Below are 18,278 nucleotides of genomic sequence, written 5' to 3'. Positions count from 1 at the left end.
AGGCGTGTATGCGCCTTGAGTATAATGGGAATTTCCGCCGCGCAAACCGCTTTCTGGCGTGATGTCAGTACTGGTACTCGCTGAAGACCGGCTCGACGGAGCCGTTCCAGCGGCCATGGTAGAGCGCCAGCATGTCTTCGGCGAGCGTGGCCTTCTTGGCCAGCACTTCGTCGAGCGGTGCGAGGAACACGCTTTCGTCGACGCCATCGCCATTCAGGCGTGCGCGCGCGACAAGTCCCTGGCGGGCGATGGCGAGGACCTCGCGGGCGACATCGAAGAGCGGCTTGCCGCGGAATTCGGCGCGCAGCCCCTGCGCCGGCACCGCGTCGCGCAGCGCCGAGACTTCCTCGAAGGTCCAGTCGCGGGTCAGCGCCTCGGCGGCGTCGAGCGCGCCGTCGTCATAAAGCAGACCCACCCAGAAAGCGGGCAGCGCACAGATGCGACGCCACGGGCCGCCATCGGCGCCGCGCATTTCCAGGAACCGCTTGAGGCGCACATCGGGAAACAGCGTGGAGAGGTGGTTCGTCCAGTCGCCGAAATTCGGCTCGTAATCCGCGACCTCGCCCTTCAGCGCACCCGCCATGAACTGGCGGAACGTGACATGCGTGCAGTCGTGGTACTTGCCGTCGCGGACGATGAAATACATCGGCACGTCGAGCGCCCAGGTCACATAGTCCTCGAAGCCGAAATCCGGCGCGAAGGCGAAGGGAATGAGCCCGGCGCGGTTGTTGTCCGTGTCGCGCCAGATATTGCCACGCCAGGACAGGAGCCCGTTCGGCTTGCCGTCGGTGAAGGGCGAGGAGGCGAAGAGCGCGGTCGCGAGCGATTGCAGCTTCAGCGACACCTGCATCTTGCGGCGCATGTCGGCTTCGGAGGAAAAATCGAGGTTCACCTGGATCGTGCAGGTGCGGTACATCATGTCGAGACCCTGGCTGCCGACCTTCGGCATGTAGCGGGTCATGATGTCGTAGCGGCTCTTGGGCATGCGCGGCGTTTCGGCAAACGACCATTTCGGGCTGCCGCCCATGCCGAGGAAGCGGATGCCGAGCGGTTCGGCGATCTCGCGCAACGTGGCGAGATGCTGGTTTGATTCCTTGCAGGTCTGGTGCAGGTTTTCAAGCGGCGCGCCCGACAGCTCGAACTGGCCGCCCGGCTCCAGCGAGATCGCGCCCATGCCCGAGGGTTCCGCAAGGCCGATGATGTTGCCGGCATCCATGATCGGCTCCCAGTCGGTCTTGGCCTGCATGCCGTTGAGCAGTGCGGAAATGCTCGCATCGCCGAAATAGGGAACGGGGCTGTTGTCGGCCGTAAAGAAGACGAATTTCTCGTGCTCGGTGCCGATGCGGAACTTCTCCTTCGGCTTGTTGCCGGCGGCGAGATAGTCCGCCATTTCCGCAACGGTGCGGATCGGCGTCTGGTCGGTGGTGTCACGGGCCATGGGCGTCTTCTTCTGAACGGATATGCCCGGCAGAACCGCAGGGCCTTGGGAGGGTGCTTGAACCGGAATTAAATGCGGTGCAAGCGAATTCCTTTCAAGGCAGATTCAAAAAAACCAATTCGACTTTCGAGGAAAATCATTCCCAGTCGCCGATGGTCGCCTGGATCACGGCCATCGCCGCGACGGCCGCGGTATCGGCGCGCAGGATCCGCGGGCCGAGCGGAATGGGCGTCACGAAATCCAGCCCCCGCAGCAGCGTGCGTTCCTCGTCCGAAAACCCGCCTTCGGGGCCGACCAAAAGGGCGAGCTTGCGCTCCTTGATGTCACGCAGGACGGCCAAGGGGTTCTGGCTGCCATGCCCCTCGTCGCAGAAGATGATACGGCGGTCCCTCGGCCAGTCGGAGATGAGATCGTCCAGCTTGCGGGGGGCAGCAACGCGCGGGATGGCCAGGATGCCGCATTGTTCGGCGGCCTCCACGGCATTCGCCTCCAGCCGCTCGAGATTGGTGATCTTGCCCTGCACGTGCTGGGTCATCACCGGCTGAAGCATGCCGGCGCCCATTTCCACCGCCTTCTGCACGAGATAGTCCAGCCGCCCGACCTTGAGCGGCGCGAACAGGTAATGCAGGTCGCAAGGGGCGGGCTGCGGGCGCGTCTGTTCGACGGGGGTCAGCACGAGGCGCTTGCGGGTGGGGAAGGACAGCGTGGCGCGCCATTCCCCGTCCCGCCCGTTGAACAGCAGTACCGCGTCATCTTCGCCCATGCGCAGCACGTTCGTCAGGTAATGAAAATGGTCCTTGGAGGCTTCGAACGGCTGGTCCGCCGCAAGCGCATCGTCCACGAAGAGGCGCTGCATCCGGTAATTGGCACGCATGATCGGTCTCTCAGCTGAACACGGCGTTGAGGGCGAGGAAGACGAGGGCGGACAGCATCGCCGAGACCGGAAGCGTCACGATCCAGGCCGAGACGATCGTCATGAAGTGGGAGCGTCGAACCAGATAGCGGCGGCGTGTCTCGTCGGGATTGGCGGATGGCTCTTCGGGTGCGATGCCGTTGCCGCGGCTGCGGATATAGTCGATGCGGCGCTGCGAATTGCGGGTGTACCATTCGCGAAACAGGCCGACCCCGAAGACGGCGCCGACGGCGATATGCGTCGAGGAGACGGGAATGGCGAAGGCCGATGCCGTCAGCACCGCCACGGCGGAGGAGAGCGCCACGCAGAAGGCGCGCATCGGGTTGAGCTTGGTGATCTCGCTGCCGACGATGCGGATGAGGCGTGGACCGAACAGCAGAAGGCCAAGCGAGATGCCGAAGGCGCCGATGACCATCACCCAGAGCGGAATGCCGGCATTTGCCGAGCCACTGCTTTCACGCAACGCCACGACGACGCCGTAAAGCGGACCGACCGCATTCGAGACGTCGTTGGCGCCATGGGCAAAGGACAGCAAGGCCGCCGAACAGATCAGCGGCAGACGAAACAGCGTGCGCAGAGACTGGTTGCGGTTGTCCAGTCCTTCCGCGTGCCGGCGCACGATCGGGCGCGTGACGAAATAGGTCAGCACGCCTACAGCCAGGCCGACCAGCAGGGCTGTGCCGAACGGCATATGATAGAAACCATTTGTGCCGCCGGTGGCGAGAAACGCCGAGAAAGCGCCGGCCATGATGGCGACGAGAACGGGAACCCAGGTCTTTGCCGCCGCGATCTTGTCCTCGCGGTAGATGATCGTTTCCTTGATGAAGAACAGGAACAGCGCGGCAATCACGCCGCCCAGGATCGGTGAGACGGTCCAACTGATGACGATGAGCCCCATCGCGTCCCACTGCACGCTGTGCAGGCCGCTTGCCGCGGCACCCGCGCCGATGACGCCGCCGATGATGGCGTGCGTGGTGGAGATCGGTGCATTGGCGAGGGTCGCGATGTTGATCCAGATCGCGGCCGAAACGAGCGAGGCCATCATTGCCCAGGCAAAGACCTCGGGGCTGGGGAAGTTCGCGCGGTCGAGAATGCCGGAGGCGACGGTCTCGGCAACGCCGCGACCGGCCAGAAGCGCGCCTGCGATCTCGAACACGGCTGCAATCGCCAGCGCCACGCCCATGCTCATCGCGCGGGCGCCCACCGCCGCGCCCACATTGTTCGTCACGTCGTTGGCGCCGATGTTCATGGCCATGTAGGCGGCCAGCGCGGCGGTGACGGCGATAACGAGAACGCCGGGCGTGCCGGTGGCGAATGTATGGGCGATGGCCATCGTCAGGAGCAGGAAGACAAGTGAAATTCCCGCACCCGTCCAGGAGCGCAGCACGAAATGCGTGGCCTGTTCGGTGAGGGTGAGTTTTTCCAGGTCCTTGTCCAGCGTCGGCTTGCGAAGCTGGACTTGAGAATTGGCCATTCATGCTGCTCCAGTTTTGCCGAGAGGCAGTAACGCCTCAAGGCATAGGCGGCAATATGGCGGAGGCCGTGTCAGGCGCCGGTCGTGCCGTTTTTTGCGATCGGGGGAAGCCCGGAGAGGATTTTCTGCTCGAAGGCGAGGAAGAGCTTCTTCAAGCCCGGCTCCTGAACGCGGTTGGCCGCCTCGGCACAATCGACCCATTCGGCGCGCCGCTGGTTCTTTTCCGGGAAATTCTTGCAGATGTCGTCTACGGCCAGCGCGAAGACGCGCACCCGGCAATCGACCTTCAGCCCTTCAGGCAGGCCCTTCATGTAATGATAGTCGCCGATCGCCTCGTCCGCGATCACCCCCTTGACGCCGGCCTCTTCCCAGGCTTCACGCGCTGCCGCTGCGGCGGCGCTCTTGCCGTCCATCGGCCAGCCCTTCGGTATGACCCAGCGCCCGGTATCGCGGCTGGTGATCAGCAGCACTTCGACCGCCGAGCGCTTCTTTTTCAGCCGGTAGCACAGCGCGCCATACTGTTCCCGGACGGGCCTGCGGAACATGAGCTGGACGTCGCTTGCGATGCGGCTGAGAATGTTCAAGGTCTTTTTCATTCCTCGTGTCGGGACGTGCGTGTCGAGTCGCTTTGTGACATATCTTGCTTGCGCGCAGATTGCAGCGCAAGTCAGGCTTTTGCGGGAAGATTGCGCTTTTGCATGCGCAGCTGGGAAATACGTTGCCATTCGCCGCTGCGTTCGGCGTCGCGGATAGCGACGGCAATATAGTCCATATGCGCCTGAGCGGCATTTCGTGCCGCATTTCCGTCACGGGCCATGATGGCGGCGTAGATCGCCTCGTGCTGCGCGAGAAGGTGTTCCCGGGCTTCCTGCGAGGAGAAAACGAGATGGCGATGGAAAAAGATCCCCTGCGCCAGCAGCCGGTAGCAGGAGCGCAGCGTGTGCAGGAGCACGATGTTGTGCGCCGCCTCGCCGATGGCGTTGTGCAGCTCGACATCCGTCTCCAGTTCGTCGTCGAAGGAGCCGCCGGCGTGGGCGTCCCGCATCGCATCCATGATGCGGGTCAGCATCTGGCGGTCATAGTCCGTCGCCCGGCGGGCGGCGAGTTCGGCGGTGATGCCCTCCAGCTCGCGCCGGTATTCGATATAGTCGCCGGTCGCGCGCTGGTGACGGGCGATGAGGTCCACGACAGCCGGCGAGAAAACCTGGCCGATGATATCGGCGACATAGGTGCCGCCGCCGTGCTGGCTGATGAGCAGGCCTCGGGTTTCCAGCGCCTTCAGCGCCTCGCGCAGGATCGGCCGGGAGACGTCGAGGCGCTTGGAAAGTTCGCGCTCGCCCGGCAGCCTGTCGCCATCGCGCAGCACGCCTTCCAGCAGCAAAAGCTCGATCTGCCGCACGACCTCGTCGGCGGTGCGGTCATGGCTGATGGGGGCAAAGAGGTCGAACGCGGTTTCGGTCACGGCGCGATAGTACCAACCGACACGGAAACTGGTCAACAAACTTGTCCAATCCTCATCGTTGGCCTGCGTCAATGCGCCTCATCACCGGCGCCCTGACATTTGTTAAGAAAGATCTGTTGCACATGAGGGGAAGGTGCAGACATGGCAAAGGGCAGCTTCGCCTTTCCGCAGGCGACAATGCGTGCGCAGGCTCTTGGCGAGATCCATGCACGGCCGTATGCGCTCGTGCCGTCGCCGCGCGTCATTTTCCAGCTTGCATTCCTGACCGAGGGCGGCTCGGCCGTCGATCACGCCGTGATGGGCGAGTTGTCGCGTTCGCGCGGGGTCTCGCCGCCCGGCCGCGATTCCAACCACCACGCGCTGAGCTGGGGGCAGGGCACGCTGCGCTGGGAGCGGCACACCGAGTTCTCGACCTATTTCTGGGATGCGCCGGCGCCGGAGACCTTCGGCGGCGAGGTGCCCGTCCACCCGTTCGGCGACAGCTTTTCGCCGCCCGGCACGCTGATATCGGGCATTCGCCTGGAGATCCGCCCGGATTCGCCGGAAACGCGGGCGGCGATCGCCACCTTCGATCCCACCAGCCTCTGTTACAGCGAGATCAAGAACGGCCAGGGCGTCATCGTCACGGATTTCCGCCAGAACGGCGACGGGCTGACCCCCATCCTCGTCATCGACAAGGGCATGACGGAAGCCGGGCGCGGCGCGCTCGTCCAGCGCCTGCTCGATATCGAGACCTACCGCACGCTCGCCATGATGGGCCTGCCGCTCGCCCAGTCGCTGTCACCCGAAATCCGCCGCATCGAGGACGGGCTGACGGGCATCACCAATGCGATGAAGCAGCACGCCCGCGACAAGGCCGACGCGCTTCTCTCCGAGATCACGCGCCTTGCCGCGGAACTGGAGGCGAATGCCGCGCTCAGCCTCTACCGGTTCGGCGCCAGCCGCGCCTATTACGGCATCGTGCAGGAGCGCATCCGCACACTCGCGGAAACCGCCGTGCCCGGCTATGAGACGCTCGGCTTCTTCCTGGAGCGGCGCCTGGCGCCCGCCATGCGCACCTGCCAGTCCGTCGAGGAGCGGCAGGCCAACCTGTCGCGCAAGCTTGCCCGCGCCACCGCGCTTTTGCGCAGCTGGATCGACGTGGAGCTGGAACAGCTCAACACGTCGCTGCTGAATTCCATGGATCGCCGCGCACGGTTGCAGCTTCGCCTGCAGCAGACCGTCGAGGGCCTTTCGGTGGCGGCGATCTCCTATTACGTCGTCGGTCTCTTCGGCTATGTCGCCAAGGCGGCGCACGGGCTTGGCGTGCCGGTGAAGCCGGAAACGGCGACCGGCATCGCGGTGCCTTTCGTCATCATCGGCATGTGGCTTCTCGTCCGCACGATCCGCAACCGGCATGCCGAGGAAGACAGGCACTGAGACGATCGTGCCGGCTCAGGTGGAGAGGTCGCACATATAGCGCGGCACACCATCGATGACGGAAAAGCCGGTCTGCCATCCGAGGCCCGGCTCGTCCTGCGCGGTCAGTTTCGTCTGCGCGGCCTCGCCCCGCGCCTTGAAGGTCTCTTCCGCCTGCTTCACCGCGCCTGCCGGGAAAATCACGGCGTGGGAGCTGAAGCCGCTTTCGAGCGCCGTGATGAAGACCTCGATTTCCTGCACGGGCACGCCGCGCCAGGTGCCGCCGCTCACCGGCAGGGTGATGTGCAGGTACTCGTCGACGGGCGCGACGGTCGGCGGGCCGAAGACCGTCTCGTAGCCGGCCGGAATGACGATGTCGCCTTCCTTGCGGGCGAAGGCGTAGCTCGATTGAAGCAGCGTCGCGAGCCCGTCGCTGTAGTCGCAGGCGTCATCGAAGCCTTCGAGCAGCGGATCGAGCGGCGCGGCGAGCGTCGGGGAGGCCATGAGCCCGAAGGCAAGTGCGAGCATGCTCAATCTGCCAGTCATGTCTTCCTCCTGCGGTCAATGTTCCCAATAGGGCGTGGAACCATAGAGTTCGGCGAGATAGTCGATGAACAGCCGCACCTTGATCGGCAGGAATTGCCGGCTGGGATAGACGGCGGACAGGACCACGTTGCGCGAGCCTTCGTATTGCGGCAGCACCTGCACGAGCCCGCCATCCTTCAGCGCCGGCCCCACATCCCAGCTCGAACGCAGCGCAATTCCCATGCCGGAAAACACCGCCTCGCGCACCACCTCGCTGGAGTTCGTATAGAGCGGCCCCTGCGGCCGGAAGCTCACGCTGCCCTCGGGGCCTTCGAGGCGCCAGAGGTCCTGCGTGTGCGGCGGCAGGCAGACATGCGCGGCGAGGTCGGCAAGTGTCGCGGGCATGCCGTGCCGGGCGATGTAATCGGGCGAGGCGCAGAGCACGCGCCGGACCGGGGCAAGCCGCCGCGCGACCAGCGAGGAATCGGAAAGTTCCCCGATGCGGATCGCCAGGTCGAAGCCGTCGCCGACGATGTCGGAGAAGTCGTCCGTCAGCACGAGATTGACGATCAGTTCCGGATAGGCATCCATGAAGCCTTTCAGATGCGGCGCGATATGCAGGCGGCCGAAGGATGTCGGGGCGGAAAGGCGCAACGTCCCGCGCACCGCGCCCGACCGGCCGGACACGAAGGCTTCCGCCTCCTCGATACCGGCGAGAATGCCGACGATACGCTCGTAGAAGCCCTGTCCGGCCTCCGTCAGCGAGATCTGCCGCGTGGTGCGCTGGAAGAGGCGGGTGCCGAGGCGCTCCTCCAGTCTTTTCACGCGCTTGGATACGACGGCTGGGGATAGACCCAATGCCCGCCCCGCTGCCGACATACTTCCCATGGAGATGACGCGAGAGAAGATTTCGAGATCGCCGAGATTGGTCATTCCGTCGCGCCCATTGTTTCCGTAGCGGATAAAATGCTTATCATTTGCACCGGCTGAGAGAAAGTGGTAAAGAAAACAGACCACTTGTGGATTGGGGAGGCAAAATATGGATCAGATCGCGTTTCTGGAGCCGCGCCCGGCGGTTCTTTCGCGCCGGCGTGAAATCGTCGCCGATCTCCTCGATCTCCTGCCCGAAGGCTGTCTCGTGCATGAGCCGCGCGAACTCGTTCCCTTCGAGACGGACGCCTTCGTGTCCTATCGCCGCCTGCCGCTCGCCGTCGCCCTTCCCGAGACCACGCAGCAGGTCGCCGCGGTGCTGAAATACTGTCATCGTTACGGCGTGCCGGTCGTGCCGCGCGGGGCGGGAACCTCGCTTGCCGGCGGTGCGATCCCGCAGGAGGATGCCGTGGTCATCGGCCTTTCCAAGATGGCGCAGATCCTGGAGGTCGATTTCGCCAACCGCACCGCAACCGTCCAGGCCGGCGTCACCAATCTTGCGATATCCGATGCCGTCTCCGCCGACGGCTATTTCTACGCGCCCGATCCGAGCTCGCAGCTTGCCTGCACCATCGGCGGCAATATCGGCATGAATTCCGGCGGCGCGCATTGCCTGAAATACGGCGTGACGACCAACAACCTGCTCGGCGTCAAGCTCGTGCTGATCGACGGCACGATCGTCGATCTCGGCGGCAAGGCGCTCGATGCGGGCGGCCTCGATCTTCTCGGCGTCGTCTGCGGTGGCGAGGGGCAGCTTGGCATCGTCACCGAGGCGACCGTGCGCCTCGTCGCCCGGCCGGAAGGCGCGCGTCCCGTCCTCTTCGGCTTTGACTCATCGGAAGAGGCCGGCGCCTGTGTGGCCGATGTCATCGGCGCCGGCATCATTCCCGTCGCCATCGAATTCATGGACAAGCCGGCCATCGAAATCTGCGAAGCCTTCGCGCAGGCCGGCTATCCCATGGATGTCGAGGCGCTGCTTATCGTGGAGGTCGAGGGCTCCGAGGCGGAAATGGACGCCATGCTCGCCAGCATCATCGAGATCGCCGGCCGCCATGGCGTCAAGGTCGTGAAGGAATGCCAGTCCGCGACCGAGGCGGCGCTGATCTGGAAGGGCCGCAAGTCGGCCTTCGGCGCAACGGGCCGCATCGCCGACTATATCTGCATGGACGGCACCGTGCCGCTCAGCCAGCTGCCGCATGTCCTGCGCGGCACGGCCGAGATCGTCGCGAAACACGGCCTGCGCGTCGCCAATGTCTTCCATGCCGGCGACGGCAACATGCACCCGCTCATCCTCTTCAACGCCAATGATCCCGACGATGCCGCCCGGGCGGAAGCCGCCGGCAACGAGATCCTGAAGCTGTGCGTGGATGCCGGCGGCTGCCTGACCGGCGAGCACGGCGTCGGCATCGAGAAGCGCGACCTGATGCGCCACCAGTACAGCGAGGCCGATCTCGCCCAGCAGATGGCCGTCCGCGCCGCCTTCGATCCGCAATGGCTGCTCAATCCCTCCAAGGTCTTCCCGCTCGAAGGGCGCCCCGCCGCATGACACCGATCCATGAACCGCTCTCCGAAGAGGCCGCAGCGCGCCTCGTCATGATCGCCGGCCTGTCTGCGACGCCGTTCTCCATTTCCGGTGGCGGCACGCGCAGCCTGCTGCCGGCCGCCGATGGCGCCGAGCAACTGTCGACGCGCGGCCTCAACGGCATCGTCGCCTACAATCCCGCCGAGATGACCATGACGGCGCGGGCGGGAACGCCGCTTGAAAAGGTCGAGGCAGCCCTTGCCGAAAACCGCCAGATGCTGGCCTTCGAGCCGGTGGACCTGCGCGGCGTGCTCGGCTCATCCGGCATTCCCACCATCGGCGGCGTCTTTGCGACTAACGCCTCCGGCCCGCGGCGCTTCGTGGCGGGTGCTGCGCGCGACAGCCTGCTCGGCGTGCGCTTCGTCAACGGCAAGGGCGAGATCGTGAAGGCCGGCGGCCGCGTGATGAAGAACGTCACGGGCCTCGATCTCGCAAAGCTGCTTGCCGGATCGCACGGTTCGCTCGCGCTCCTGACGGAAGTCACCTTCCGGGTCCTGCCGATGCCGGAAACTGCCGTCACCATCGTCATCTCGGGTCTCAACGATGCCGAGGCCACGGCGGCCATGGCCACCGCCATGGGCCTGCCGGTCGAGGTTTCCGGTGCCGCGCATCTGCCTGAAAGCGTGCGGGGCCGGTTTGCCGGCGGCGCGCTGCCGGACGGAGCGGCGACCGTGCTTCGGCTCGAAGGCCTTGCCGCCTCCGTTTCGGTCCGGGCGCAGAAGCTCGCCGATGCCATGGCCGGCTTCGGTGCGGTCTCGCAATGCGATGCCGGTCTGACACAGCGCCTCTGGCGCGAAATCCGCGATGCCGCGCCCTATGCGGATGGCACGTCGCGCCCGCTCTGGCGGGTTTCCGTTGCGCCCACAGCCGGCCAGCAGCTAGTCGCGGCCCTGCGTCTCGAAACGGGCGTCGATGCCTTCTACGACTGGCAGGGCGGCCTCGTCTGGCTGCGCATGGAAAGCGATCCGGAGGCGGCCCTGCTGCGCCGCTATATCAAGGCGGTCGGCGGCGGCCATGCAACGCTGCTGCGCGCCCGGCCGGATGTCCTCGCCGCAACGGACATCTTCCAGCCGCAGGCCGACGCGGTTGCAGCCCTCCAGACCGCCGTGAAGGCAAGTTTCGATCCGGGCGGGCTTTTCAGATCCCGCATGACCGGCTGACAGGACACCTGCTGATGCAAACCAATTTCACCGCCGAACAGCTTGCCGATCCGCATGTCGCGACGTCGGAGAAGATCCTGCGCAAATGCGTGCATTGCGGATTCTGCACGGCGACCTGTCCGACCTATGTGACGCTCGGCAATGAGCTGGATAGCCCGCGCGGGCGCATCTATCTCATCAAGGACATGCTGGAAAACGGCCGCCCGGCGGATGCCGAGGTGGTCACCCATATCGATCGCTGCCTCTCCTGCCTCGCCTGCACGACCACCTGTCCCTCCGGCGTGGACTACATGCATCTGGTCGATCACGCGCGCATGCATATCGAGGAGACCTACAGGCGGCCGTTCTGGAACCGCCTGACGCGCAACATCCTGGCGGCGACGCTGCCCTATCCGTCGCGCTTTCGCCTCGCGCTGAAGGCTGCGGCGCTTGGTCGGCCGTTTGCCGGATTTTTCAAGCGCTTCAAGGCCTTCGAGCCCATCGGCGCGATGCTGGATCTGGCGCCGAAGACATTGCCGAAGGCCTCCGCCAGCTCGAAACCGGGCACATATGACGCTGCCGGCGAGCGTCGCGGGCGGGTCGCGATCCTGTCCGGCTGCGCCCAGCCTGTGCTCAAGCCCGGCATCAATGAAGCGACGATCCGGCTTCTGACCCGGCTCGGCGTCGAGGTCGTGGCGCCGGCCGGCGAGGTCTGCTGCGGTTCGCTCGTCCACCATATGGGCCGCGAAGCGCAGGCGCTGGAGGCCGCGCGGCGCAATGTCGATGTCTGGCTCGCGGAAGTGGAGAAGGGCGGGCTCGACGCCATCATCATCACGGCCTCCGGCTGCGGCACGACGATCAAGGATTACGGTTTCATGCTGCGGCTCGACCCCGTTTATGCGGGCAAGGCGGCGCGCGTCTCGGCCCTCGCCAAGGACGTGACGGAATATCTCGCGACCCTCGACCTGCCGCAACAGGAGGCGAAGGGGCTGACGGTCGCCTATCACTCGGCCTGCTCCATGCAGCATGGCCAGAAGATCACCATGGCGCCGAAGACGTTGTTGAAGAAGGCGGGCTTTACGGTGCGCGATCCTGCGGAAGGCCATCTCTGCTGCGGCTCGGCCGGCACCTACAATATCCTCCAGCCGGAAATCTCGGCCAAGCTGAAGGCGCGCAAGGTCAAGAACATCGAGGCGACGAAGCCCGACCTCATCGCCACCGGCAATATCGGCTGCATCACACAGATCGCGACCGGAACCGCCGTGCCGATTCTGCATACGGTGGAATTGCTCGATTGGGCCTATGGTGGTGAGAAACCCGTGGCGATCTCAAACCTTGCAACGAAAATGCCGGCCTGAAGCCGGCATTCTCTGATCCAAGCAAGTCCTGGCCGTTATCCGCCGAAGCCGAAGAGCGTGCCGAAGAAATCCACGCCGCGGTCGTTGTAGTTGACGGCGCCCTGCCGGTTGCCGGGACCGACGACGACGACCTTGGTGCCGACATCAGCGCGGGCGTAGAGATGCTCCACATCCTTGTTCATCATGCGGATACAGCCCGACGACATGTTCTGGCCGATCGTCCAGGGCTGGTTCGTGCCGTGGATGCGGAAGATGGTGTCGCGGCCGCCCTGGTAGAGATAGAGGGCGCGCGCGCCGAGCGGGTTGTCCTCGCCGCCGGCCTGCACGACGGGCAGGATGCGGCCCTTCTTGGCCTCGCGGCGGCGCATCTCGGCCGGCGGCGTCCAGCTCGGCCATTCGGCCTTGCGCCCCACCTTCACCACGCCCGACCAGCCGAAGCCGTCACGCCCGACGCCGATGCCGTAGCGCGTCGCCCGGTTCTTGCCCTCGACATAGTAGAGGAACTTGTTGTTCGTATCGACGATAACGGTGCCCGGCGCCTGGTCGGTGACGAAGCGGACCTTGGTGCGCTTGTACTTCTGGGCGACCTGCTTCTTGCTCTGCTGCACGAGCACGACGTCGCGCGCGGGGCCGGCCTGGTTCTCCTGCCGCGCGCCGGGAAAGGCGCTGGCCGCTGTCGCCGGCATGATCGCCGTGACGGCGACGGCGGCCGCCAGCAAGATCGATGCGTATGTCCGCATGTTGAATTCCCTCTCAATCCTCAATTCCGCAAGGCTAGCCGAGTCCTGATCAAATTCAAGTCGGCCTGCCGGAAGCGGAACGGTTGCGGGGGCGGATTTCTTCGAATTCTTTCGACGGTGCCTGCGTAAAACGAAAACATCTCCGGCAGCGGGGCGGCCGGAGATGTTCGAATTGCTTGGTGTCGTGCGGCGTCAGATCACGATGACCTTGGTACCGACCTTCACGCGTTCGTAGAGATCGACGACATCTTCGTTGCGCATGCGGATGCAGCCGGAGGAGACCGCATAGCCGATCGTCCAGGGCGCATTCGTGCCGTGGATGCGGTAAAGTGTCGAGCCGAGATACATGGCGCGCGAGCCGAGCGGGTTTTCCGGTCCGCCTTCCATGGAGGCCGGCAGGTAATGGCCCTTTGCGGCCTCGCGCGCGACCATTTCCTTGGGCGGGGTCCAGCGCGGCCACTCGGCCTTGCGGGTTACGGTATGCGTGCCGGCCCATTCGAAGCCGGGCTTGCCGACGCCCACGCCGTAGCGGCGCGCCTTGCCGTCGCCCATCACGAGATAGAGGAATCGGTTGTTGGTATCGATGACGATCGTGCCGGCCTTGTGCTTGCTGTCGTAGGAAACGATCTGCGGCAGATACATCGGATCGAGCTTGGAGCGCACGGGCCTCTGCGCCTGGCCGGTCGCCGATACCTGCTCCACGCGGGCGACGCCGTCGCGGCGGATGACGCGGCGCTGCTCCACCCGCTGGCGCTGGATGATGCGGCGCGTATTGGCGGCGGGCTGCGCGCCTTCGCCGGTCAGCTGCATCAGCCACGGCGCGGTGAGGTCGGGGCTGACGATGACGGGCGGGCGGCTGCCGTACCGGTCGTTGGCGTGGGCAACCGTCGTGGTGCTCAGCAGGACTGCTGCTAGAAGGGTTCGTATCAACATCGGACGTACTCGCTACTGATCGTCGCCGGTCTGCGCCGCCCCAATGCGGCGCCGGTTCGGGAAAATGCTTGCACCGTCAGATGAAGCGAATGGTAAACGGCCGTTCATTAAACATGCACGATGCCGATAAAGCGTTGAGTAGGGTTATTGCCGGCTTTCCAAAGGTGGTTGATGAGTGGTAAACGCGAACAAACAGGAAACGGAGACGGCGATGACGGAACGCGGATTGACGGTGGGCGAGGACGGCAAGACGCGGTGCGCCTGGCACGGCAACCTCGACGACTACCGCCGTTACCATGACGAGGAATGGGGCCAGCCCGTCACCAGCGATATCCGTCTTTTCGAGAAGATCTGCCTGGAAGGGTTCCAGTCGGGGCTGTCCTGGCTCACCATCCTGCGCAAGCGGGATGGGTTCCGTGCCGCCTTCGCCGGCTTCGATTTCGACCGCGTCGCGGCGTTCGGCGAGGACGATATCGCGCGCTGCCTGGCCGACCCCGGCATCGTGCGCCATCGCGGCAAGATCGTCTCGACCATCAACAACGCGCGCCGCGCGCAGGCCCTGCGCGACGAGTTCGGCACGCTCGCCCGCTATTTCTGGAGCTTCGAGCCGGGCCCCGAGGAACGTCCGGCACGGGTGGACTGGGTGACGATTTCCGCCAACCCGACGACGCCGACATCCGTGCGCCTTTCGAAGGACCTCAAGAAGCGCGGCTGGACCTTCGTCGGCCCCACGACCGTCTATGCCTTCATGCAGGCCATGGGGCTCGTGAACGACCACATCGAAGGTTGCTTCTGCCGTGCCGAAGTAGAATTGAAGAGAAAAGCGCTCATACGGCCATAAATCCGGACTTGATCTGGCAAAGCGCTATTTGAATTTACGACGAATCATGTAGCTTATGGTTGAGCGGCGAATTCATACATCGACAAGTCTGGGGCGACGTGTACACGTATGGTCGCGCGGTGCCGCTTTATGCTGAATGATTTGGCATGGGGGATTCATGGCGCCAAACCGATCTGCAATCGACGATACCCGGCTGGAGCTCTGGGCCTGTGACAAGGCGCAGGAGATCATGTTGCGCGAGGGCTTTCGTCTCATCCGGTCCGCACGAAGCGGCTCCAACACCGAACTGCGCGAAACGAGCCTGATGATGGCCCGCGCGATCGCCGCCTCGCTTGTCGAGGCCTCGGCGACGAGCCGGCCGCCGGCGGGCGAGTGAGCGATTGAAGACCCGCCGGTTCCGGCGGGTTTTTCATTCGGTCATATGGTCATCGCCCGTGTGGCGAAACGAGAGAGGCCCGCCTTGCGGCGAGCCTCCCGGTCTTCTCTGATGTGGTCACTTGGCGTTCTTCGCCAGCCACGCTTCCATCATCCTGATCTCGCCCTCCTGGGCGCTGATGATCTCCTCGGCGAGCTTGCGGATGGCCGGGTCCTTGCCGTGTTCCAGCTCGACCTTCGCCATGTCGATGGCGCCCTGGTGATGGGCGATCATGCCGCGCACGAAATCCACGTCGGCATCGCCGGAGAACGGGATATCCATACCCTCATGCATCTTCGCATTGGCGTCCATGAAGGCCTGCGTGGATGCGCTGGCCGAAGGCTCCGCCGCCATCTGATGGCCGGAGTGATCGGCCTCCTGCGCCATGGCAGGCAGGGAGAAGGCGAGCGTGAGGGCTGCGCCAAGAAACAGGGTCTTTGCGTTCATTGTCTTTTCCAGTTCTGAAAACGGTTGATGATCGGACGCAAGGCGCGTCCGCATGTCATGCAATCGCGTTCAGGATCGGGGAGGGGGATCGAGCGGCGAGAGCGCACGGCCGGCAAGGCGCGGCTCGGCGCTGGACATGCGCGCGCAAATGTCGAGCCGCCGGCTTTCTGGGAAAAGCGTTTCCGCTTCTATCGCAAAACACGCGGCACATGCGACGGGATGGGCGGCCGGCTTGGATTTGCCATGGTCGCCGGAGCCGTGGTCATGCATCTGCACGGTCTGCGCCGCCGGTATCTGGGCCGCATGCAGCGTCCCCGCCATCGCCGGCACCCAGCCGGCGAGCACGGCGCCCAGAATGGCGAATATGAGGAAGAGCTTCCGCATGCATCAGAGATAGGCGCGTGCGGCGCAAAAGGAAAGGCCTCAGTTCAGCAGGGCCGGCATGGTCGAAGTCGTTTCGAGACAGCGCCGCGCGGTGGCGAAGGTGCCGACGATTGCGCCGCCCGTCGCGGTGATTTCCGAATGGCCGAAGCAGAATACCGGGCGGTAGAGGCCCGCCATGGGGCGGATCGAGGTTCCGAAGCTGATATCGGTCGCCACGGTGGCGGCTTCCTCCAGCGCCAGCAGGATCTTGTGCCAGTCGGCGGGGTCATAGGGCTGGATGATGTCGAGGATGCCGCAGGTCTGGCCGGCCACGCCATGGAAGGCGGCGGTCTGCGGTCCGATCCAGACAATGCCCGTCGCGAGGTCCGCGCTCCAGGATTCGCAGACGAACATGTCGTCCAGTTGATCCGCCTTGATGCCGATGAAGTCTGCGACGGACGAGCGTTGCGCGCGGGAGATTGTCGATTTCGATGCCATTCGGTCGGTCCGGGCTGCTGTCGTCGCTGTCCGGGAGGACAAGCGGGCGGCGGCAAACCACACCCAGCCCTGCGTATGGTCGCCGTCTTTTCATATACACGTTCACCGGCAGCAACGACTGCGCGAGTGAGCGTTCGCTTTCATACGCCGAGCCGCAGCCGAAATCCACTAAAAGGAGAGCGGCCGGTTCGGCTCCATCAAAAAGGGCGTGTCTTTGCGCCCTTGCCGCTTCCGGCCCAATCCGCTAGGGAAACCGCAACGGAAATACAGGAATTTCGGCCGTCCCGATGAGCGAAAAGCAGAAGAAACCGCAGAAGCTGAGAGCCCGCCTGCCGCGCGGCTTTGTCGACCGCGAGGCTGCGGATATCCGCGCCGTCAACGAGATGACCGCAAAGATTAGCGAGGTCTACGAGCGCTACGGCTTCGATCCCGTTGAAACGCCGCTCTTCGAATATACCGATGCGCTCGGAAAGTTCCTGCCCGACAGCGACCGCCCCAACGAGGGCGTCTTCTCGTTGCAGGACGATGACGAGCAGTGGATGAGCCTGCGCTACGACCTGACGGCGCCGCTTGCCCGCCATGTCGCGGAGAATTTCAACGAGATCCAGCTGCCCTACCGCACCTACCGCGCGGGCTATGTCTTCCGCAACGAGAAGCCGGGCCCGGGCCGCTTCCGCCAGTTCATGCAGTTCGATGCCGACACGGTCGGTGCCGCCGGCGTCCAGGCGGATGCCGAGATGTGCATGATGATGGCCGACACGATGGAAGCCCTCGGCATCAAGCGCGGCGACTATGTCATTCGCGTCAACAACCGCAAGGTTCTGGACGGCGTGCTGGAAGCCATCGGCCTCGGCGGCGATGATAAGGCAGGCGCACGCCTGACCGTGCTGCGCGCCATCGACAAGCTCGACAAGTTCGGACCGGAAGGCGTGAAGCTTCTGCTCGGCCCCGGCCGCAAGGACGAGTCCGGCGACTTCACCAAGGGCGCCGGGCTGAGCGAAGAGCAGATCGAAAAGGTGCTGTTCTTCGTCGGTATCCAGGATTACGTGGCAAGTGCCGGCGATCTGGCCAAGCTGGTCGAAGGCACGGCGAAGGGCGGCGAGGGCGTCGACGAGCTGAACCAGATCGGCCATCTCGTCACCTCTGCGGGTTACGGCCCGGAGCGCATCAAGATCGACCCCTCCGTCGTTCGCGGCCTCGAATACTATACCGGCCCCGTCTTCGAGGCCGAGCTGCAGTTTGCCGTCACCAACGAGAAGGGCGAGAAGGTCGTCTTCGGGTCCGTCGGTGGCGGGGGCCGTTATGATGGCCTCGTGTCGCGCTTCATGGGCCAGCCGGTCCCGGCCACGGGCTTCTCCATCGGCGTCTCGCGCCTGATGACGGCGCTGAAGAACCTCGGCAAGCTCGGGCAGGATGACGTCGTGGCCCCCGTTCTCGTCACCGTCATGGACGGCGATGTCGAGAGCATGGGCCGTTACCAGCGCTTCACCCAGGACCTGCGCAATGCCGGCATTCGCGCCGAAATGTACCAGGGCAACTGGAAGAAGTTCGGCAACCAGCTGAAATATGCCGACCGCCGCAACGCCCCCGTCGCCATCATCCAGGGCGGCGACGAGCGCGCCGAAGGCGTGGTGCAGATCAAGGACCTGATCGAGGGCAAGCGCCTCTCCGGCGAAATCGAGGACAACACGTCGTGGCGCGAGGCACGCGTGGCCCAGGTGTCCGTGCCGGAGGCCGAACTGGTCGCCAAGGTCCGGGAAATCCTCGAGGCGCAGGCCGAAGACCGGGCGCGGGCCGGCTGAACGATGAACGTCGTGCTGCA

The 18,278-nt window shown here is 64.7% G+C and carries 19 protein-coding genes; 7 read left to right on the top strand and 12 right to left on the bottom strand.

All coding sequences use genetic code 11. The annotated features are described in order from the left end of the window. Positions 1-64: 64 nt before the first annotated feature. The 5 genes from B5M41_RS16475 to B5M41_RS16455 form a co-directional block, all read right to left on the bottom strand. A complete protein-coding gene (locus tag B5M41_RS16475) occupies positions 65-1,438 on the bottom strand; it encodes a glutamate--cysteine ligase (RefSeq protein WP_134648986.1) in 1,374 nt (457 codons plus the stop codon). Positions 1,439-1,574: 136 nt separating this feature from the next. Beyond that, positions 1,575-2,312 (bottom strand): 16S rRNA (uracil(1498)-N(3))-methyltransferase, encoded by a 738-nt coding sequence (locus tag B5M41_RS16470; RefSeq protein WP_134648985.1) that lies wholly within the window; start codon positions 2,310-2,312, stop codon positions 1,575-1,577. A gap of 10 nt (positions 2,313-2,322) precedes the next feature. After that, the gene (locus B5M41_RS16465) at positions 2,323-3,825 is read right to left on the bottom strand and encodes an inorganic phosphate transporter (RefSeq protein WP_134648984.1); all 1,503 of its coding nucleotides are present in this window, start codon (positions 3,823-3,825) and stop codon (positions 2,323-2,325) included. A gap of 71 nt (positions 3,826-3,896) precedes the next feature. After that, positions 3,897-4,409: an NUDIX hydrolase gene (locus B5M41_RS16460; protein WP_134649042.1), complete on the bottom strand. Its 513-nt coding sequence runs from the start codon at positions 4,407-4,409 to the stop codon at positions 3,897-3,899. Positions 4,410-4,492: 83 nt separating this feature from the next. Beyond that, positions 4,493-5,287: a FadR/GntR family transcriptional regulator gene (locus B5M41_RS16455; protein WP_134649041.1), complete on the bottom strand. Its 795-nt coding sequence runs from the start codon at positions 5,285-5,287 to the stop codon at positions 4,493-4,495. A 141-nt stretch (positions 5,288-5,428) separates the two neighbouring features. On the opposite strand from B5M41_RS16455, the gene B5M41_RS16450 reads away from it, so the two are divergent. Then, on the top strand, positions 5,429-6,706 hold the full coding sequence (locus B5M41_RS16450) for a DUF3422 family protein (RefSeq protein WP_134648983.1): 1,278 nt from the start codon (positions 5,429-5,431) through the stop codon (positions 6,704-6,706). A gap of 15 nt (positions 6,707-6,721) precedes the next feature. Here B5M41_RS16450 and B5M41_RS16445 read toward each other — a convergent pair whose 3' ends face one another. After that, the gene (locus B5M41_RS16445) at positions 6,722-7,231 is read right to left on the bottom strand and encodes a hypothetical protein (protein ID WP_134648982.1); all 510 of its coding nucleotides are present in this window, start codon (positions 7,229-7,231) and stop codon (positions 6,722-6,724) included. 15 nt (positions 7,232-7,246) lie between these two features. Then, a complete protein-coding gene (locus B5M41_RS16440; RefSeq protein WP_134648981.1) occupies positions 7,247-8,143 on the bottom strand; it encodes a LysR family transcriptional regulator in 897 nt (298 codons plus the stop codon). Between the two features lie 106 nt (positions 8,144-8,249). Between B5M41_RS16440 and B5M41_RS16435 the strand changes: the two genes are divergently transcribed. From B5M41_RS16435 to glcF, 3 genes are read left to right on the top strand one after another with little or no spacing between them, the layout of a single operon-like run. After that, on the top strand, positions 8,250-9,686 hold the full coding sequence (locus B5M41_RS16435; RefSeq protein WP_134648980.1) for an FAD-linked oxidase C-terminal domain-containing protein: 1,437 nt from the start codon (positions 8,250-8,252) through the stop codon (positions 9,684-9,686). Then, positions 9,683-10,882, top strand: coding sequence for an FAD-binding protein (locus tag B5M41_RS16430; protein WP_134648979.1), 1,200 nt, complete (start codon positions 9,683-9,685; stop codon positions 10,880-10,882). The genes B5M41_RS16435 and B5M41_RS16430 overlap by 4 nt, the downstream gene beginning before the upstream one ends. Before the next feature lie 14 nt (positions 10,883-10,896). Then, entirely contained in the window at positions 10,897-12,219 is a 1,323-nt protein-coding gene (gene glcF / locus B5M41_RS16425) for a glycolate oxidase subunit GlcF (RefSeq protein WP_134648978.1), read from the top strand. A 35-nt stretch (positions 12,220-12,254) separates the two neighbouring features. Here glcF and B5M41_RS16420 read toward each other — a convergent pair whose 3' ends face one another. Both B5M41_RS16420 and B5M41_RS16415 read right to left on the bottom strand, forming a co-directional pair. Continuing rightward, positions 12,255-12,959: a L,D-transpeptidase gene (locus B5M41_RS16420; protein WP_160870682.1), complete on the bottom strand. Its 705-nt coding sequence runs from the start codon at positions 12,957-12,959 to the stop codon at positions 12,255-12,257. A gap of 192 nt (positions 12,960-13,151) precedes the next feature. Beyond that, entirely contained in the window at positions 13,152-13,892 is a 741-nt protein-coding gene (locus B5M41_RS16415; RefSeq protein ID WP_134648977.1) for a L,D-transpeptidase, read from the bottom strand. Positions 13,893-14,103: 211 nt separating this feature from the next. On the opposite strand from B5M41_RS16415, the gene B5M41_RS16410 reads away from it, so the two are divergent. Together B5M41_RS16410 and B5M41_RS16405 are read left to right on the top strand one after the other, a co-directional pair. Continuing rightward, positions 14,104-14,733 (top strand): DNA-3-methyladenine glycosylase I, encoded by a 630-nt coding sequence (locus B5M41_RS16410; protein WP_134648976.1) that lies wholly within the window; start codon positions 14,104-14,106, stop codon positions 14,731-14,733. Positions 14,734-14,890: 157 nt separating this feature from the next. Beyond that, positions 14,891-15,109, top strand: coding sequence for a hypothetical protein (locus B5M41_RS16405; RefSeq protein WP_134648975.1), 219 nt, complete (start codon positions 14,891-14,893; stop codon positions 15,107-15,109). A 117-nt stretch (positions 15,110-15,226) separates the two neighbouring features. Here B5M41_RS16405 and copM read toward each other — a convergent pair whose 3' ends face one another. From copM to B5M41_RS16390, 3 genes are all read right to left on the bottom strand, one after another. Continuing rightward, entirely contained in the window at positions 15,227-15,595 is a 369-nt protein-coding gene (copM, locus tag B5M41_RS16400) for a CopM family metallochaperone (RefSeq protein WP_134648974.1), read from the bottom strand. A 69-nt stretch (positions 15,596-15,664) separates the two neighbouring features. After that, a complete protein-coding gene (locus B5M41_RS16395; RefSeq protein ID WP_134648973.1) occupies positions 15,665-15,979 on the bottom strand; it encodes a hypothetical protein in 315 nt (104 codons plus the stop codon). A gap of 39 nt (positions 15,980-16,018) precedes the next feature. After that, a complete protein-coding gene (locus B5M41_RS16390) occupies positions 16,019-16,456 on the bottom strand; it encodes a hypothetical protein (protein WP_134648972.1) in 438 nt (145 codons plus the stop codon). Positions 16,457-16,743: 287 nt separating this feature from the next. Here B5M41_RS16390 and hisS point away from each other — a divergent pair, with 287 nt between their 5' ends. Then, positions 16,744-18,258, top strand: a complete 1,515-nt coding sequence (gene hisS, locus B5M41_RS16385) for a histidine--tRNA ligase (protein WP_134648971.1) — start codon at positions 16,744-16,746, stop codon at positions 18,256-18,258. Positions 18,259-18,278 lie beyond the last annotated feature (20 nt).

This window comes from Shinella sumterensis (assembly GCF_004514425.2).
GTDB classification, from domain to species: domain Bacteria; phylum Pseudomonadota; class Alphaproteobacteria; order Rhizobiales; family Rhizobiaceae; genus Shinella; species Shinella sumterensis.
Note: the sequence above shows the minus strand (reverse complement) of the source record. Positions and strands in the feature narration are given on the sequence as shown.

Bases quoted from the DNA above. Each gene is read 5' to 3' on its own strand.
- B5M41_RS16405 (WP_134648975.1), top strand. From the start codon at position 14,891: ATGGCGCCAAACCGATCTGCAATCGACGATACCCGGCTGGAGCTCTGG.
- B5M41_RS16465 (WP_134648984.1), bottom strand. From the start codon at position 3,825: ATGGCCAATTCTCAAGTCCAGCTTCGCAAGCCGACGCTGGACAAGGAC.
- B5M41_RS16390 (WP_134648972.1), bottom strand. From the start codon at position 16,456: ATGGCATCGAAATCGACAATCTCCCGCGCGCAACGCTCGTCCGTCGCA.
- glcF (WP_134648978.1), top strand. From the start codon at position 10,897: ATGCAAACCAATTTCACCGCCGAACAGCTTGCCGATCCGCATGTCGCG.
- B5M41_RS16470 (WP_134648985.1), bottom strand. From the start codon at position 2,312: ATGCGTGCCAATTACCGGATGCAGCGCCTCTTCGTGGACGATGCGCTT.
- B5M41_RS16445 (WP_134648982.1), bottom strand. From the start codon at position 7,231: ATGACTGGCAGATTGAGCATGCTCGCACTTGCCTTCGGGCTCATGGCC.
- B5M41_RS16450 (WP_134648983.1), top strand. From the start codon at position 5,429: ATGGCAAAGGGCAGCTTCGCCTTTCCGCAGGCGACAATGCGTGCGCAG.
- B5M41_RS16420 (WP_160870682.1), bottom strand. From the start codon at position 12,959: ATGCGGACATACGCATCGATCTTGCTGGCGGCCGCCGTCGCCGTCACG.
- B5M41_RS16430 (WP_134648979.1), top strand. From the start codon at position 9,683: ATGACACCGATCCATGAACCGCTCTCCGAAGAGGCCGCAGCGCGCCTC.
- B5M41_RS16395 (WP_134648973.1), bottom strand. From the start codon at position 15,979: ATGCGGAAGCTCTTCCTCATATTCGCCATTCTGGGCGCCGTGCTCGCC.
- B5M41_RS16440 (WP_134648981.1), bottom strand. From the start codon at position 8,143: ATGACCAATCTCGGCGATCTCGAAATCTTCTCTCGCGTCATCTCCATG.
- copM (WP_134648974.1), bottom strand. From the start codon at position 15,595: ATGAACGCAAAGACCCTGTTTCTTGGCGCAGCCCTCACGCTCGCCTTC.
- hisS (WP_134648971.1), top strand. From the start codon at position 16,744: ATGAGCGAAAAGCAGAAGAAACCGCAGAAGCTGAGAGCCCGCCTGCCG.
- B5M41_RS16435 (WP_134648980.1), top strand. From the start codon at position 8,250: ATGGATCAGATCGCGTTTCTGGAGCCGCGCCCGGCGGTTCTTTCGCGC.
- B5M41_RS16410 (WP_134648976.1), top strand. From the start codon at position 14,104: ATGACGGAACGCGGATTGACGGTGGGCGAGGACGGCAAGACGCGGTGC.
- B5M41_RS16475 (WP_134648986.1), bottom strand. From the start codon at position 1,438: ATGGCCCGTGACACCACCGACCAGACGCCGATCCGCACCGTTGCGGAA.
- B5M41_RS16415 (WP_134648977.1), bottom strand. From the start codon at position 13,892: ATGTTGATACGAACCCTTCTAGCAGCAGTCCTGCTGAGCACCACGACG.